This window comes from Inhella gelatinilytica (assembly GCF_016093295.1).
GTDB classification, from domain to species: Bacteria; Pseudomonadota; Gammaproteobacteria; order Burkholderiales; family Burkholderiaceae_C; genus Inhella; species Inhella gelatinilytica.
Window position 1 is genome coordinate 204,392 of the sequence record NZ_JAEDAL010000005.1, and the last position, 15,816, is coordinate 220,207.

Annotated in this window: 14 protein-coding genes and 1 pseudogene; 11 read left to right on the forward strand and 4 right to left on the reverse strand. The window is 62.8% G+C overall.

Translation table 11 applies throughout. The features are described 5' to 3' along the window. Window positions 1-19: 19 nt before the first annotated feature. From I7X43_RS11715 to I7X43_RS11740, 6 genes are all read left to right on the forward strand, one after another. Window positions 20-1,078, forward strand: a complete 1,059-nt coding sequence (locus tag I7X43_RS11715; protein ID WP_198101120.1) for a peptidylprolyl isomerase — start codon at window positions 20-22, stop codon at window positions 1,076-1,078. Then, the gene (locus I7X43_RS11720) at window positions 1,078-2,097 is read left to right on the forward strand and encodes an alpha/beta hydrolase (protein WP_198101121.1); all 1,020 of its coding nucleotides are present in this window, start codon (window positions 1,078-1,080) and stop codon (window positions 2,095-2,097) included. Before I7X43_RS11715 ends, I7X43_RS11720 begins: the two co-directional genes overlap by 1 nt. Before the next feature lie 56 nt (window positions 2,098-2,153). Next, window positions 2,154-2,933 carry a transporter substrate-binding domain-containing protein gene (locus tag I7X43_RS11725; protein ID WP_198101122.1) on the forward strand — a complete coding sequence of 260 codons (780 nt, stop codon included), beginning with the start codon at window positions 2,154-2,156 and terminating at the stop codon, window positions 2,931-2,933. A gap of 112 nt (window positions 2,934-3,045) precedes the next feature. Next, window positions 3,046-3,828 (forward strand): lysine/arginine/ornithine ABC transporter substrate-binding protein, encoded by a 783-nt coding sequence (locus I7X43_RS11730; protein WP_198101123.1) that lies wholly within the window; start codon window positions 3,046-3,048, stop codon window positions 3,826-3,828. Window positions 3,829-3,846: 18 nt separating this feature from the next. Continuing rightward, window positions 3,847-4,536: an ABC transporter permease gene (locus tag I7X43_RS11735; protein WP_198101124.1), complete on the forward strand. Its 690-nt coding sequence runs from the start codon at window positions 3,847-3,849 to the stop codon at window positions 4,534-4,536. Next, on the forward strand, window positions 4,536-5,225 hold the full coding sequence (locus I7X43_RS11740) for an ABC transporter permease (protein ID WP_198101125.1): 690 nt from the start codon (window positions 4,536-4,538) through the stop codon (window positions 5,223-5,225). The genes I7X43_RS11735 and I7X43_RS11740 overlap by 1 nt, the downstream gene beginning before the upstream one ends. Here I7X43_RS11740 and I7X43_RS11745 read toward each other — a convergent pair. After that, complete coding sequence (locus I7X43_RS11745; RefSeq protein ID WP_198101126.1) at window positions 5,198-6,025, reverse strand: substrate-binding periplasmic protein; 828 nt, start codon at window positions 6,023-6,025, stop codon at window positions 5,198-5,200. The two genes, I7X43_RS11740 and I7X43_RS11745, sit on opposite strands and share 28 nt — an antisense overlap. 184 nt (window positions 6,026-6,209) lie before the next feature. Here I7X43_RS11745 and I7X43_RS11750 point away from each other — a divergent pair, with 184 nt between their 5' ends. The 4 genes and pseudogenes from I7X43_RS11750 to I7X43_RS16435 all read left to right on the forward strand — a co-directional run bounded on the left by I7X43_RS11750 (window position 6,210) and on the right by I7X43_RS16435 (window position 8,870). Next, entirely contained in the window at window positions 6,210-7,196 is a 987-nt protein-coding gene (locus tag I7X43_RS11750) for a LysR family transcriptional regulator (RefSeq protein WP_198101127.1), read from the forward strand. 27 nt (window positions 7,197-7,223) lie between these two features. Beyond that, entirely contained in the window at window positions 7,224-8,132 is a 909-nt protein-coding gene (gene gluQRS / locus I7X43_RS11755) for a tRNA glutamyl-Q(34) synthetase GluQRS (RefSeq protein WP_198101128.1), read from the forward strand. Window positions 8,133-8,147: 15 nt separating this feature from the next. Then, window positions 8,148-8,492: pseudogene (locus tag I7X43_RS16430) on the forward strand (FKBP-type peptidyl-prolyl cis-trans isomerase); the annotation flags it as partial. Between the two features lie 18 nt (window positions 8,493-8,510). Further along, window positions 8,511-8,870 (forward strand): FKBP-type peptidyl-prolyl cis-trans isomerase, encoded by a 360-nt coding sequence (locus I7X43_RS16435; RefSeq protein WP_246480385.1) that lies wholly within the window; start codon window positions 8,511-8,513, stop codon window positions 8,868-8,870. Window positions 8,871-8,888: 18 nt separating this feature from the next. On the opposite strand, the gene I7X43_RS11765 is transcribed toward I7X43_RS16435, so the two are convergent. From I7X43_RS11765 to I7X43_RS11775, 3 genes are all read right to left on the reverse strand, one after another. Further along, the gene (locus I7X43_RS11765; RefSeq protein ID WP_198101130.1) at window positions 8,889-9,758 is read right to left on the reverse strand and encodes a hypothetical protein; all 870 of its coding nucleotides are present in this window, start codon (window positions 9,756-9,758) and stop codon (window positions 8,889-8,891) included. A gap of 102 nt (window positions 9,759-9,860) precedes the next feature. Continuing rightward, window positions 9,861-11,435: an ABC transporter substrate-binding protein gene (locus I7X43_RS11770; protein ID WP_198101131.1), complete on the reverse strand. Its 1,575-nt coding sequence runs from the start codon at window positions 11,433-11,435 to the stop codon at window positions 9,861-9,863. A gap of 377 nt (window positions 11,436-11,812) precedes the next feature. Further along, window positions 11,813-12,655: an isopenicillin N synthase family dioxygenase gene (locus I7X43_RS11775; protein ID WP_198101132.1), complete on the reverse strand. Its 843-nt coding sequence runs from the start codon at window positions 12,653-12,655 to the stop codon at window positions 11,813-11,815. A 253-nt stretch (window positions 12,656-12,908) separates the two neighbouring features. Here I7X43_RS11775 and I7X43_RS11780 point away from each other — a divergent pair, with 253 nt between their 5' ends. Continuing rightward, window positions 12,909-15,764, forward strand: coding sequence for a 2-oxoglutarate dehydrogenase E1 component (locus I7X43_RS11780; protein ID WP_198101177.1), 2,856 nt, complete (start codon window positions 12,909-12,911; stop codon window positions 15,762-15,764). Window positions 15,765-15,816: the final 52 nt, after the last annotated feature.

The window sequence follows — 15,816 nt, forward strand, 5'->3', positions numbered from 1 at the left end:
CGTGAACGATGGACTGACCATGTCTGCTGTGACTACTGCTTTGAAATCGGCTCTGGCGCTTGGACTCTCTTGGGGCCTGGCCTCACCCGGGTGGGCGGCCCCCAGCAAATCGGCCACGCCATCCGCCAAGAGTTCCACCAAGCCAACCACCAAACGCAAGCCGCCCGTCCCTCGCAAGGAAGCCGTTGCCAAGGCCATCGCCTCGGGGCAGGGCTTGGCCATCAGCAAGCTCTCGCCGGCTGAAGTGCTGGCCGCTGCACCGGCCGATGCTTGGCGCACACCCGCCGCCGAAAACGTGGTGCAAATGGAGGTCCAGCTGGCCACTGGAGCGCAGCCCATCCTCTTCGAGTTGGCTCCGCGCTTCGCGCCCCAGCATGCAGCCAACATCCGTGCGCTGGTTCGCGAAGGTTACTTTGACGGCCTGGCCATCTTGCGCGTGCAGGACAACTTCGTGACACAGTGGGGCGACGCCGCAGAAGGCAGTGAAGCGCGGGCATTGCCCGCATCGGCGCAGGCCAAGCTGCCCGCCGAGTTCAGCGCCGCCCTGCTCCCCCTGCCCTTCACCCCCTTGAGCGAAACCGATGGCTGGGCTGAGACCAATGGCTTTGTTGACGGCTTTCCCGTCGCGGCGGATCGAGCCAAGAACAAAGCCTGGATCGCGCATTGCTACGGTGTCATCGGGGCCGGTCGGGGCAATGAGGCCGACTCCAGCAACGGCAGCTCGCTGTATGCGGTGATCGGTCACTCCCCACGCACGCTGGACCTCAACATCACCGTGGTGGGTCGGGTGCTGAAAGGAATTGAGCACTTGGCGGCCCTGCCCAGAGGGGCATCCGCCATGGGTTTTTATGGGGGCGGTGAATCCCGCCCCCCCTTGCTGAGAGCCCGTCTCCTGGCGGACATACCCGAGACCGAGCGCCCCACCGTCAAAGTCCTTCGCGATGACACCCCAACCTGGACGGAGTGGGTCGCCGCGCGGCGCCATCGCACCGGCTGGTTCGTTCACAACCCCGGTCGCGTGGACCTCTGTAGCACGCAGGCACCGGTCCGCATTCAAACCCCAGGACAGCCTGGCTGATGGTCAGGGGCGACGTGGTACCCGCTTGGCGGCAGCGATGGCAGGGTTGGGCCCTTCGAGGCCTGGGTTTCCTGCTGCTGTTGCTGGCCTTCGCCTTCGCCGCTTTTCGTGCGCCGGATCGCCCCCTGCAAAGTCTGGTGGTCCGGTGGGCCGCTCCGCCCTCGCAGTTTCTTGAACTCCGCATGGGTGCGTTCACCCAGTTGACCCATGTTCGAGACGAAGGCCCCGGCACCGACCCCCTGCCCCTGCTGCTGATTCATGGCACCAGTGACAGCCTTCACACCTGGGACGCCTGGACGCGCGAATTGAGCAAGACCCGTCGGGTGATTCGGGTGGACTTGCCGGGATTCGGATTGACCGGGCCCGCCGCCAGCGGGGACTACCGCATTGACGCCTACGTGGGTTTTGTCAAAGCACTGCTGGACCAGATGGGCGTCCGTCGTGCCGTCTTGGTTGGAAATTCCTTGGGGGGCGAGGTCGCATGGATGACGGCGGCCCGGCACCCCCAGCACGTCGCCGGACTGGTGTTGTTGGATCCTTCGGGCTTGCCCTTCGAGCCTGAGGCCGTTCCCGCCGGGTTTCAAGCCAGCCTGTTTGCACCGACGGCGTGGCTGTCTCGCTTCCTGCTCCCCCGTCCGACCGTGCGCGCCAGCGTTGAAGCGGTGTTTGGCGATCCCAACCGGGTGGACGCCGCGTTGGTTGATCGCTACTTTGAAATCACGCTGCGCGAAGGCAACCGCGCCGCGCTGCGTGAGCGAATGCTGACTTTTTTGGAAGAAGTTCGCACGCCGATCTATCGCGAAGCGTGGCTGTCGGTGCGCGCCCCGGTCCTCCTGCTTTGGGGAGCGCGGGACCGCCTGATCCCGCCCCGAACCGCGCAGCAATACCTGGACTTGCGCCCAGCGAGCGCGCCCACGACCGAGCTGCGCCTGCTGCCCGGTCTGGGACATGTGCCCCAGCTCGAAGGGCCCGCAGAATCGCTCGCGGCCGCCCGTCCGTTTATCGAGCAACTGAAGTGAGCCGGCTCGCTTGTGCCCCGGCACCCACCCCACATTCATCCAGCATGGAGCCTCGCATGTCCCGTCGAACGCTTTGGATCGCCCTGCTCAACCTCGCCCTGCTCAGTGCCCTGCCCGTTCAGGCACAACCCACCACCAAGCTGCGCATCGGCGTGGAGGGGGCCTACCCGCCGTTCAGCGAAGTCACGACCGATGGCCAGCTCAAGGGCTTTGAAATCGATCTGGCCTGGGCGCTGTGCGCCCAAATGAAGCGGGAGTGTGAACTCATCAAGACGGACTTCGATGGCCTGATCCCCGCGCTGCAGTCCCGCAAAATCGACGCCATCATCGCGTCGCTCTCCATTACTGAGGCACGCAAACGGGCGATTGCCTTCAGCAAGCCTTATTACTCCACGCCACAAACCTTCATCGCCCGCCCCGGCGCTTCGCCCGATATCAGCCCAACCGCCCTCAAGGGCAAACGCATCGGCGTGCAGTCGGCCACCATCAACGAGGCCTATGTCAACGCGCTGTACCCGGACAGTCAAATCGTCCGCTACGCGACCCAAGATCAGGTCTATTTGGAGCTGAAAAGCGGTCGCATCGACTACTCCCTCGTGGACAAAGTCGCCGCCATGGCCTTCGTTCAATCGCCCGCAGGCCAGGGCATTCAACCCGTGGGGCCAGAGTTGCGCAACCGCCAATACTTTGGCGAAGGCGTGGGCGTGGGGTTGCGCAAGGCCGATGCCCGCTCCCTGGGCGCGTCTTTTAGTTCCGCCATCGAGGCCTTGCGGGCAGATGGTCGCTTTCAACGACTCAGTGCCAAGTACTTCCCCTATGACATTTCGCCGCCTTGAGCAAGGCGGCAGGCCATTCTGGGTTTATGGTCTGAGTTTTCGACCGTTTGATGGCGACGCACTGGGCCCGCCGCCGTCACTGCATTTGATTTGGCCCCATTGAGGACACACCATGCTCCGTCGCACCCTGGCCGCTTTGGCGGCTGTCGCGTTGGCCACCGCCATGGCACCCGCCAGTGCCCAAGGCAAAAAGCTCCGCATCGGCGTTGAAGGCGCCTACCCCCCGTTCAGCGAAGTCGGCGCAGACGGCAAGCTCAAGGGCTTTGAGATCGACCTGGCTTTGGCCTGGTGCGCGCAAATGAAGCGCGAGTGCGAATTGGTCAAAACCGACTTCGACGGTTTGATCCCCGCCTTGCAAGCTCGCAAGATTGACGCCATCGTCGCCTCGATGTCGATCACCGACGAGCGCAAGAAAGCCATCGCCTTCAGCAAGACCTATTTGGCTGCGCCGGCCATCTTCGTGGCCAAGAGCGGTACCAAGGGTGACGTGACGCCGGCTGCGCTCAAAGGCAAGAAGATCGGGGTCCAGTCCGCCACCACGTTTGAAACCTACGCCGCCGCGCAGTACAAGGACAGCACCTTGGTTCGCTACCAAACCCAGGACCAGATTTATTTGGAACTGAAGGCCGGCCGCGTCGACTACACGCTGGTCGACAAGTACGCGGTGGACAGTTTTCTGAAGTCGGATGCGGGCAAGGGCATGGCCTTTGTGGGCCCCGACATCGATGACGAGAAGTACTTCGGTGTGGGCATTGGCATTGGCATGCGCAAGGCCGACGAAAAAACGCTGGGGGCGCAGTTCAACGGCGCCATTGATGCGGTTTTTGCCAGCGGCGAGTACAAGAAGCTTTCAAGCAAGTACTTCGCTTATGACGTCGCCCCGAAAAAGAAATAAGTGAGTTAGAGAGGCCCCATGCTTCATGGTTTTTTGCCCAGTTTGTTGCACGGTGCGTGGCTGACTCTGGAAGTCGCCCTGCTCTCGCTGGCGATTGCCATGGTGTTGGGGCTGATCGGTTGCTTTGCCAAGCTCAGCCGGCACCGCTGGCTGAGGTGGCCGGCCCAGTGGTACACCACCGTCATTCGGGGCGTTCCTGACTTGGTGCTGGTCCTGCTGGTGTTTTACGGCGGCCAGGTATTGGTCAACGACATCGCCCTTGGATTGGGGTTTGAAGATCCCATTGATGTCGACCCGTTTCTTGCCGGCATTCTGACCATCGGCTTCATTTTTGGGGCCTACTTGACCGAAGCCTTTCGCGGCGCCTATTTGGCCGTGCCGCCGGGGCAGCGCGAAGCGGGCATGGCCTATGGCATGAGCGCGTGGCAGGTCAGTTGGCGCATTCAGCTGCCTCAAATGCTGCGCCATGCCCTGCCGGGCGTGAGCAACAACTGGTTGGTGCTGGTCAAGAGCACCGCCATCGTGTCGGTCATTGGACTGGATGACCTGATGAAGCGGGGTAACGATGCCGCCGGCGCGACCAAAGAACCGTTTCTGTTTTTCTGCGCGGTCGGGCTGATTTACCTAGTGTTCACCACGTGCAGTGAGGCCCTTTTTGCGTGGGCCCAGCGCAAGCTGGCGATTGGCGTGCGCCAGGGGAGCTTGTGATGGAAGGCTGGCAAACCATCGCCGACAACCTGCCGCTGTATTTCAGCGGGCTCGGCGTGACCTTGCAGTTGCTGGGCATCTCACTGGCCCTGGGGCTCTTGATCGCCGTGCCCTTGGGTGTTTTGCGGGCCCTGTCCAACCCCTGGGTATGGCGCCCCGTCTGGATCTATACCTACATTTTTCGCGGCACCCCCATGCTGGTGCAGCTCTTCTTGATCTATTACGGTCTGGGCCAGTTCGAAGCCGTTCGCACTAGCTTTGCCTGGGGCTGGCTGCAAAACGCTTGGTTTTGCGCTTGCTTGGCTTTTGTTCTGAACACTGGGGCCTACACGACGGAAATCATCGCGGGGGCCATCAAGTCACTGCCCGCGGGAGAGATTGAGGCCGCCAAGGCCTACGGCATGGACAGGCTGACGATGATGCGTCGCATCGTGCTGCCCGCTGCGTTGCGTCGCGCCCTTCCGGCCTACGGCAATGAAGCCATCTTCATGTTGCACGGCACCTCGATCGCCATGCTGGTCACCATCGCGGATGTCACGGGCGTGGCCAAACGCATTTACGCCACGCATTACATTCCCTTCGAGGCGTACATCACCGCTGGGGTGTTTTACTTTAGCCTCACACTCGCCCTGGTGGCGTTATTTCGCTGGGCCGAGAACCGCTACCTCAAGCCCTTGATGCCCCGCTGATCAGCCCCCCCGCCGGGTTGAGGCACATACCGTGCCCGGATCTTGGCCAGTTCCCCGCTGGCCTCCAGGCGCTCCAAACCCTGGTTGATCGCCCGCGCCAACGCCGGATAGCGGCGCGAGACCAGCATGTGGAAATCACCCGGTGGTAGCTCCGGCACTTCGCCCACGGCCAGATCGGGGTCGGCCAGTAGGTTTTGGCCGGTGATGCGCGTGCCCACCAGGATTTCCCACTTCTCGAGTCCCAGGTCACAGCGCCCCGCATGCAGTTTGATGACGACGCGGCTCACGTCTTGCGCTCCGCTGTCCAAAGCCCCTGGCGGCAATTGGTACGCCGCATAGTTGTAACCGTGCACACCGCAAATTCGATAGCGCCCCAGATCCGCCAAGGTGCGAATGCGCAGTCCCTGTGGAAACTGTCGCTTGGAATAAAAATAGCTGTGATGGGTCTGATAAAAGGGGCGAGTCATCAGGAAGCGGGCTGTCCGTTCGGGGCTGGGGCTCGCATTCAAGGCCATGGCGTACCGCTGGCCCTCCGCCACTTCCATCTGGCAGCGCGCCCAAGGCAGCAGTTCGACCGTGATCCGCCGCCCCAAGGGCGTCAAGATGCGCTCCAGCACCTCGACCGAGAATCCCACCACCGCTGAAGTCGGGCGACCCGCGTCATCCCGCTTGAAATGGGTGAAGGGGGGCCACTCTGCACCGTCGTCACAGACGGGCAACGGGTTGGGCCAGGACTCCTCTTGCGCTTGCGCATCGGCTCCCACGCCAACCAACAGCCCAGCGATCAGCAGCCTTCGCATCACAAGCCCGCTCCTTTTTTGCGCACGAGTGGATGACCACAGGCTAGCAGGGCCCGCTTCATTCAACCCCGGGGCTGTTGCGTACGCGCCGCGGCTTTGCACCGGGAATGTCCTCAGCGGTTGTGGGTTCGCGCGCCAATGAGGACAAGGCAGGATCGGGATCTCACTGGAATGCACAGAAGTTATGCACCTCGCTGACAAACGAAACGTACTCACACCGGACGCGTTGGCCCTGGTGGATGCCATTGCGCGCACCGGCAGCTTCGCTGGGGCCGCTCGGGAACTGGGCAAGGTACCTTCGGCTTTGACCTACTCCGTTCGTCAACTTGAAGATGCCCTGGATGTCCTGCTTTTTGATCGCAGCGCTCGGCACGCACAACTCACCGCCGCAGGTCAAGAGTTGTTGCATGAGGGTCGCCGTCTGTTGATGGAACTGGATGCTGTGGCCAATCGCGTGCAACGCATCGCCACCGGGTGGGAGGCGGAACTCACGATCGCCGTCGATGACGCCATCGCCCGCCCGGTTCTCTACGACTTGATTGCTGCGTTTCAGGCGCAGCGCGTGGAGTCCCCATCCCCCGTCCGACCGGCTCAGCTCGGTGGGCCAGCCCGCACCAACTCACCACCGACTCGCCTGCGCTTCCGGACCGAAGTCATGAGCGGAACGTGGGAGGCCTTGCTGGCTGGCCATGCCGACCTTTCCATTGGCACCAGCGCCAATCCGCCCGGCCCACACATTCTGTGCGAGCCGATTGGCATCCTGCCTTGGCACTTTGTGGTGGCGCCCGATCACCCTTTGGCCAACGCTGAAAACAAACTGAGTGCGCTGGAAATTGCCCGGCATCGCATCATTACGGTGGGCGACACGGCCCGGCAACTCGCCCCCCGCACCATTGGCGTGCTGCCCGGCCAAGATGTCCTCACGCTGCCCAGCCTTCAGGCCAAGTTCGATGCCCAGTTGAAGGGTCTGGGCTGTGGCTGGCTGCCCGAACCCCTGGTGCGCGACGCCGTTCAGCGGGGCTTGCTCGTGGTCAAGGACACATTTGACGAGCGAGTCAGTCACTTTCACTACGCTTGGCGCAATGGTCCGCAGCCTGCCGGCAAGGCCTTGGCCTGGTGGCTTGACCAACTGCGCAGCGAAGTGACTCGCAAAGCGCTGCTGGGGACCTGACGCGGCCCCTTTGGCGACAATTCCCGCATGCCCGTGTTCAGTCCGCCCTATGTGGGCCGCTTTGCGCCCTCACCCACTGGTCCCCTGCATACGGGTTCCGTGGTGGCCGCCTTGGGCAGTTGGCTGGATGCCCGAGCGCACGCAGGCCGGTGGCTGGTGCGCCTTGAAGACGTCGACACCCCCCGCTGTCCCGCAGGGCTGGGAGAAGAGATATTGCGTCAATTGGCGGTTCTGGGCCTGCAACCCGACGACGCCGTCACCTGGCAGTCAAAAACGTCGGCTCGGTACGAAACCGCGCTCGCCGACTTGGTGGCGAGAAACTTGGCGTACCCCTGCGCCTGCACGCGAAAGGAGTTGGCCGCGACCCAACCCGATCGCACCCGCCATCACGCCTTGACCTACCCCGGCACCTGTCGCCCCGAGCGAGGAGGCTTGCACGGACGCCCAGCCCGCGCTTGGCGGTTTCGGGTCCCCTCGGGCGTGCAGCAGTGGAACGACCGCCGGCTGGGGCCCATGGAGCAAGACGTAGTCCGCGACGTGGGCGATTTCGTGCTGCGCCGTGCAGATGGCCTGTGGGCCTATCAACTGGCGGTGGTGGTGGACGACGGCGCACAAGGCATTACCGATGTCGTGCGCGGTTCCGACCTCGCCGACAACACGCCCCGGCAAATTCAGTTGCAGCAAGCGCTGGGACTGCCTCGCCCTCGTTACCTGCATCTGCCCCTGGTTCTGGCACCCGACGGTCAGAAGCTGTCCAAACAGAATGGCGCCGCCCCGTTCGATGAGGGGCATCCGCTGGCCGTGCTGCACGAAGCCGCAGGGCGGTTGGGCTTGACCGGACTGCCCACAGGGGCAAACCGCTCAGATTGGCTGGCTCAGGCGGTCCGTGCATGGGCCGATCAGACCCAGTCGACAATGGACCCTGTTTTCGATTAAACGCAAAGGTTTTACATGCGCACCCTACCCAGCGGCCTCCAAATTGACGACACCCGAACCGGCGATGGCGCGGAAGCCCGAGCCGGCTGTGAGGTTCAAGTTCACTACACCGGATGGCTGTGGAAGGACGGGGAAAAAGGGGCCAAGTTCGACTCCAGTCGCGATCGCAATGAGACTTTTGCGTTTGAGTTAGATGGCGGCATGGTGATCCGCGGCTGGGACGAAGGTGTCCAGGGCATGAAAGTGGGCGGACAGCGCACCCTGATCATTCCTCCCCAGCTCGGCTACGGTGCCCGAGGCGCTGGGGGCGTCATCCCGCCCAATGCAACGCTGTGCTTCGAGGTGGAATTGGTCGCTGTGGCCGGTGGCTCCGAACCCATGGACCTTCCCTTTGAAACGACCGCCAGTGGACTCCAGTTCCACGATGCCGAGACCGGGGCAGGCAAAGAGGCCATCGCCGGCAGTCGGGTGCGCGTGCACTACACCGGCTGGCTATGGAAAAACGGGGCCAAGGGTCGCAAATTCGACAGCAGCAAGGACCGGGGCGTGCCCTTCCACTTTCACCTCGGTGGCGGCGAAGTGATTCCGGGCTGGGACGAAGGCGTCCAGGGCATGAAGGAAGGGGGCCGCCGCATCCTCATCATCCCGTCGGAATTGGGATACGGCGCCTACGGCGCGGGGGGCGTGATCCCGCCGCACGCCACGCTGTGCTTTGAGGTGGAGTTGATCAAGGTCTGATCTCTCCCTCGGAGGGCCTTAACGCCCTCCGAGCACCCAATCGTGCCGCAGCAAGAGCGCTGCCGCCAAACCGCCGCACACCAGACGCTCCTCAGCGTTCAGGTCGGGGGCCAACAGCACGGCGCCTGAATTCGTGAGGTCAATCGACGCCAGGACGCGATCGCCCTGGCGAACCTCAAAACCTAGGGGGGCCATGGCCGGCGAGAGACTGGCCGTTTGGCGACCATCGGTGCTCGTCACCGTTCTCAAGGGGGTAATCGCCAGTGCGGTCTCAGGTGCGGCCCCGTCGCGCAGCGCCCACCCCTCGCTCAAGAATGGACTGGCAGCCCCTTCGGGGTATTCCAAGGCAAAACGCCAACCCACCTGTGCGCCTTGGCCGTCCATGGGCAACAGACTGCCGATGAATTGATGGCGGGTCACAGTTTGTCGGCCCCCACTGACGGCCCGCTTGAACACCTGCAGGGCCCAGCTCCGGCTCTCTGCATCCAATTCGCCGGCAGCATGCACCTGCACTTGCCGGGGGCCAGCCCCCTCAACCAGGACCAGATTCAAGGCTTGCCGCATCTTTTCGATTTGGGCCGAGGAGCGATAGGCCAACCCCTCGTCGATGCCACGAATCGCCACGTCGACGCAGGGAACCGTGGAACTGCACGCACTGCGACTACTGGATCGGATGCGGTTCGAAACGTTGTCCGGGGTGTGAAAGTCGCCAAATCGCAGGGTACGACCGGGTCGCCAGCCAACACGCCCCTCCACCTTGAGGGCAGGGGTCGAATCCGCCCAAGCGGCAGACGACTTCACCATCCCGGTCTGGCAGCCGCTCAGCAACGATCCCGCAATGATTGCAGCGCCCAGCGCCCCGCGCTTTGCCCACCAGTTCTCGTACATCAGTTTCTCCCCGACCAGTCGGCCTGTGTCAAAAGCGATTCCAACGGCTCACATCGGTCGGGGTTGACGCAGCCCGGTCAGCCCAGCCGACCGATCACAGCATCATTTGCCCATTTGGGTGAATCGGGCCTCGGGCTTGTCGTCGGCCCGATGGGCGCTCGAGACGCTGGGTTTCATCACCCAGGGGCGAACTTGGTGATGGATGGGAATAAAGAAGGTCTCTTCCTTGATGCGCTGCTGTGCAGAGTTGATCAGGGCATTGCGCTTCACCGGCTCCATTTCAATCTTGATGTCGGTGATCAGGGTATCGAGCCGTCCGTCACTCAAGCGCCAATAGTTGTTGTTGCCATCCGCCCCTGCCGTCCGTGTGTGCCCCAGACTCTGCAGCGAGTACAGCGCATCAAAGGTGTTGACACCCCAACCATAGAGAAAGAGCGGGAACTCAAAGTTCTGCAGCTTGGGGCTGTAGCTGGCGAAACTCTCCGTTTGCAACTTGGCCCGGACGCCAATACGAGCCCACATGCTGACAATGGCTTGGCAAATTTCCTCGTCGTTCACATATCGGTTGTTCGGGCAGTTCAGCGGCGTGTCAAATCCGTTCGGATAACCGGCTTCAGCCATGAGTTTCTTGGCGCGCTCGGCGTCGGCTTTGGGCGCCGCATCCAGCTGCGGATTGTGGCCATTGACGCCCGGGGCCAGCAGGGTGGCTGCAGGCAGGGACAAGCCCCGCATGATGGCGCGCTGAATGCCGTGGCGGTCGATGGCCAGAGACAATGCCTCGCGCACCCGCTTGTCCTTCAGCGGATTGCCCTGCACGCTGCTGCCCTTGAGTTGATCCGAACCTTGGTCCATCGCCAGAAAGATGGTGCGAACCTCGTTGCCCTCCACAACCTTGAGCTTGGCATCGCCCTTGAGGCGCGCCACATCCTGTGTGGGCACATCCGTCAGCAAATCGACCTCACCCGACAGCAGCGCCGCGATCCGCGTCTGATCGTTCTTGATCGGGCTGTAGATCACCTCGGTCACATTGCTGGCCGCCTTGGCATCCCACCAGTCCTTGTTCTGGACCATGGTCAGCTTTTGCTCCGGCTGCCACCCGGTGATCCGGTACGGACCGGTGCCATTGGTATTGCGTGTGGCGAAATTTTCTTCCTTCGCCTTGAAATTTGGGGGCGTCTGCGCTTTGTTCTTCTCCGCCCAAGCCTTGCTCATCATGCGAAACCCCACCAAGGTTCGCGTGAGGATGGGGTCCGGACGGTCGAGGAAGAAATCCACCGTGTGCGCATCAACCTTTTTTACCTCCTTCACCCCTGCCACAAACGCATGCATGTTGGAGGTCGGCGCGCTGATGCGCTGGTAGCTGAACACGACGTCGTCCGCCGTGAAGGGACTGCCGTCGTGAAATTTCACCCCTTTGCGCAAGGTGAACCGAACTTGCGTCGGTGAAACCGGCTTCCAGTCGGTGGCCAGCGCGCCTTCAACCTTGTAGTCTTTGCCAAAGCGGGTCAGCCCTTCGTAGGCATGCTGCAAGATCGCACTCGTGGTGTTGTGATTTTGACTGTGGGGATCCAGACTCAAGACGTCGTTCTGAGCCGCCCAGCGCAGGGTGTTGGACGAGGCCGAGGTGGCCAACACCAACGAAACAGCCAGGCCCATCAAGGTGCGGTGGAAATTCATGCAGCAGTCCTCCAAAGCGAAGGCCGCATCGTAGTCATCCCGCCAAGCGTTTCAATCCCCGGCCACATCAATCCGGGCGTCACAACCGAGCCCCGCAGCGATTCCTCGGCGCGCCCACCGGCTCAACCACCGGTCCACCCAGAGGGGCTGCGGCTGGGGGCGCCCAGTGAGGTAGCCCCAAGGGGCCCGAAGCAGTCCGCAACGGTACTGGCGCGAACCGGCGTCCCACTCCAGCGCCCGGCAGGCGCCGCTCAGTCGACGGCTGGCCAGGGCGCCCCAGGGACAGGGCTCCGCCAAGCAGCACAAGCCACAGCCATTGCAGGAGGCCCCGAAAGCCGGCTTGGTCGGGGCATCCGCGTGAATCTCAACGATTCGCTTCAGCTCTTGACGCCCAGTTCACGCAGGCGCTCATCCAGATAGCTGCCCGCGGTGTAACGGTCGCTCAGCACCACGTCATTGCGCGGGTGGAGAAAAAGGGGAAGCGAAATGCGACTGCGCTTGGCCCCCTCGCCCGTGGGGTTGAGCACTTGATGCAGCGTGCTGGGGTAATAGCCCTGACTGGCCTCTTGCAGCATGTCGCCGATGTTGATGGCCAGCGTGCCGAAGTCACAGGGCACGTCCCGCCACAGACCATCCGTTCCCATCACCTGCAGGCCTGGCTCGTTGGCCGCAGGCAAGATGGTGAGCAAATTGATATCACCGTGCGCCGCCGCTCGCACCGCCCCCTCAGGCTCTTCCCCCGTCAGGGGTGGATAGCGCAAGACGCGCAGCAGCGTGTGATCGCTGCCCTTGATCATGTGACTCAGCGGCTCCCGGTAATGTTGAGCGATTTCCGGCGGCGTGTACCGCTCCACCCACCCCAGCAGTTCTTCGGCCAGTGCATTGGCCTGCGCGTAGTAGCTGAGGATGTCTTCCTTGAGACCGGGCGGGATGCGCCCCCAGGGGTAGACATGGAAGTACTCCTTGATGTCTTTCTGCTTAAACCCCTTGGCGGTTTCACTGATGGCCGTACTGAACCAACCATCCTGTTTCTCTGGACTAAACGCGTACCCCTGTTTCTCGTCACTGTTGAAAAAGGCCAACCAGCGGGCGTAAATCCGCTCCACCAGCGACTGCGGAATGGGGTGGTTCTTCAAGACGCCAAAACCCGTCTCGTGCAAACTTTGAGTAAAGAGACGCGCGGCATCCGGCGCGCGGTAATCCACAACTTGAACTTCCATGCCAGTCCTCTTGGTATGCCGTTTTGTATACAGTTGACCTGTCAGTGTAGCGACAGCTTGAAACAAGGGGTTCCTGATACAGTCGCCACCCCAACCCTTGCCTCGGCCAGGGTCGGCCGTTTTTTGAGTTTTGCCTTTGTAGCCCTTCCCGTCCCTCCGTCGGGGTCGCTCATCCGCCAACCGGTCAGGCCGTGTCGCGGAAGGTTCCATAACCAGCCAATTGCTTCGGAAACCGGGGCGTGAGGTCAGCGAAATGATGCAGCAATACAGGTCGAACTCGTACCTCTTCGGGGGCAATGCGCCCTATGTGGAAGAGATGTACGAGGCTTACCTCGACAACCCCGGTTCCGTGCCGGACAACTGGCGCGCCTACTTTGACGCGCTGCAACACGTGCCCGCCACCGACGGCAGCGACAGCCCCGATGTGGCCCACGCACCGGTCGTCGAGAGCTTTGCACAACGCGCCAAGGCCAATGCCTTCGCCAGCAAAGCCAGCAGCGCCGATTTGGCCGTGGCTCGCAAGCAAGTGCACGTGCAGTCGCTGATCGCGGCCTACCGCTTCCTGGGCAACCGCTGGGCCGATCTGGACCCGCTCAAGCGCGCCGAACGCCCCAAGATCCCGGAACTCGAACCGGCGTTCTATGACCTGACCGAGGCCGACATGGACCTCACGTTCTCGGCGGTCAACAGCTACTTCGGCGGCGAGACGATGACGCTGCGCGCCATCCACCAAGCGCTGCGCGAGACCTACTGCGGCTCCATCGGTGCCGAGTTCATGCATGGCTCCGACCCGGGTGAAAAGCGCTGGTGGCAGGAGCGCCTGGAGAAGGCCCGCGGCCGCCCCAGCTTCACGCCCGAAAAGAAAAAGGCCATCCTGGAGCGCCTGACCGCCGCCGAAGGCCTGGAGCGCTACCTGCACACCAAGTATGTCGGCCAGAAGCGTTTCTCGCTGGAAGGTGGCGAGAGCTTCATTGCGGCGATGGACGAATTGATCCGCCGCGCCGGCGAGAACGGCGTGCAGGAAATCGTCATCGGCATGGCCCACCGCGGTCGCCTGAACGTGCTGGTCAACACCCTGGGCAAGATGCCCGCCGAGCTGTTCGCCGAGTTCGAAGGCAAAAAGGACATTGACTTGCCAGCCGGCGACGTCAAGTACCACCAGGGCTTCAGCTCCGATGTATCGACCCCGGGCGGTCCGGTGCACCTGAGCCTGGCCTTCAACCCCTCGCACCTGGAAATCGTCAACCCGGTGGTGGAAGGCAGCGTGCGCGCCCGCCAGGACCGCCGCGGCGACAAGGAAGGCGCCCAAGTGCTGCCCGTGCTCGTGCACGGCGACGCCGCATTTGGTGGCCAAGGTGTGGTGCAGGAAACCCTGTGCATGGCGCAGACGCGCGGCTACAAGACCGGCGGCACGGTGCACATCGTCATCAACAACCAGATCGGCTTCACCACCAGCGACCCGCGTGACCTGCGCTCGACCACTTACTGCTCCGACGTGGTCAAGATGATCGAAGCCCCGGTGCTGCACGTGAACGGCGACGATCCCGAAGCCGTGGTCTGGGCCATGCAACTGGCGATGGACTACCGTGCCGAGTTCAAGAAGGACGTGGTGCTGGACATCATCTGCTTCCGCAAACTGGGCCACAACGAACAGGACACCCCGGCGCTGACCCAGCCGCTGATGTACAAGAAGATTGCCGCCCACCCGGGCACGCGCAAGCTGTACGGTGACAAACTGGTCGCCCAGAGCGTGCTGACCGCTGAGGGTCCGGACGACATGGTCAAGGCTTACCGCCAGGCCATGGATGAAGGCCGCCACACCGTGGACCCGGTGCTGACCAACTTCAAGAGCAAGTACGCCACCGACTGGTCGCCGTTCCTGGGCAAGAAGTGGACGGACAGCTGCGACACCGCCATCCCGGTGGGTGAATGGAAGCGATTGGCCGAGCGCGTCACCACGCTGCCGCAAGGTTATGCCGCACACAACCTCGTGCAAAAGCTCCTGAACGATCGCGCCGCCATGGGTCGCGGTGAGATCAATGTCGACTGGGGCATGGGCGAGCACATGGCCTTTGCCTCGCTGGTGGCCTCCGGCTACCCAGTGCGCCTGTCGGGCGAAGACTGCGGCCGCGGCACCTTCACGCACCGCCACGCCGTCATCCACGACCAGGCCCGTAGCAACTGGGACGAAGGCACCTACATCCCGCTGCAAAACGTGGCCGAGGGACAAGCTCCATTCACCGTCATCGACTCCATCCTCTCGGAAGAGGCGGTGCTGGGCTTCGAATACGGCTACGCCGCCGCCGAGCCCAACACGCTGACCATCTGGGAAGCCCAGTTCGGTGACTTCGTCAACGGCGCCCAGGTCGTGATCGACCAGTTCATCGCCTCGGGTGAAGTGAAGTGGGGCCGTGCCAACGGCCTGACCATGATGCTGCCGCACGGTTATGAAGGCCAGGGCCCCGAACACAGTTCGGCGCGCCTGGAGCGCTTCATGCAGTTGGCCGCGGACCACAACATGCAGATCGTGCAGCCCACCACGGCCAGCCAGATCTTCCACGTGTTGCGCCGCCAGATGCTGCGCATGTTCCGCAAGCCCCTGGTCATCATGACCCCCAAGAGCCTGCTGCGTGCAAAGGACGCCACCAGCCCGCTGGTGGAATTCACCAAGGGCGAGTTCAAGACCGTCATTGGCGAGATCGACGGCTCGATCAAGGCCGACAAGGTCAAGCGCGTGATCGTGTGCTCGGGCAAGGTGGTGTACGACCTGCACAAGAAGCGCGAAGAGAAGAAGGCCGACGACGTGGCCATCGTCCGTGTCGAGCAGCTCTACCCCTTCCCGCACAAGGCCTTTGCCGCCGAGCTGAAGAAGTACCCGAACGCGACCGACATCGTCTGGTGCCAGGACGAGCCGCAAAACCAGGGCGCCTGGTTCTTCATCCAACACGCCGTGCATGAAAACATGGCCGATGGACAGAAGCTGGGCTACGCCGGCCGCCCCGCCAGCGCCAGCCCCGCTTGCGGTTACGCCAGCCTGCACCAAGAGCAGCAAAAGGCTCTGCTGGATCAGGCCTTCGCCAAGCTCAAAGGCTTTGTCCTGACCAAGTAATGCCCTCGTGGCGGCGCGTATGACGCGCCGCCCGCGCAACGCACATCAAGAA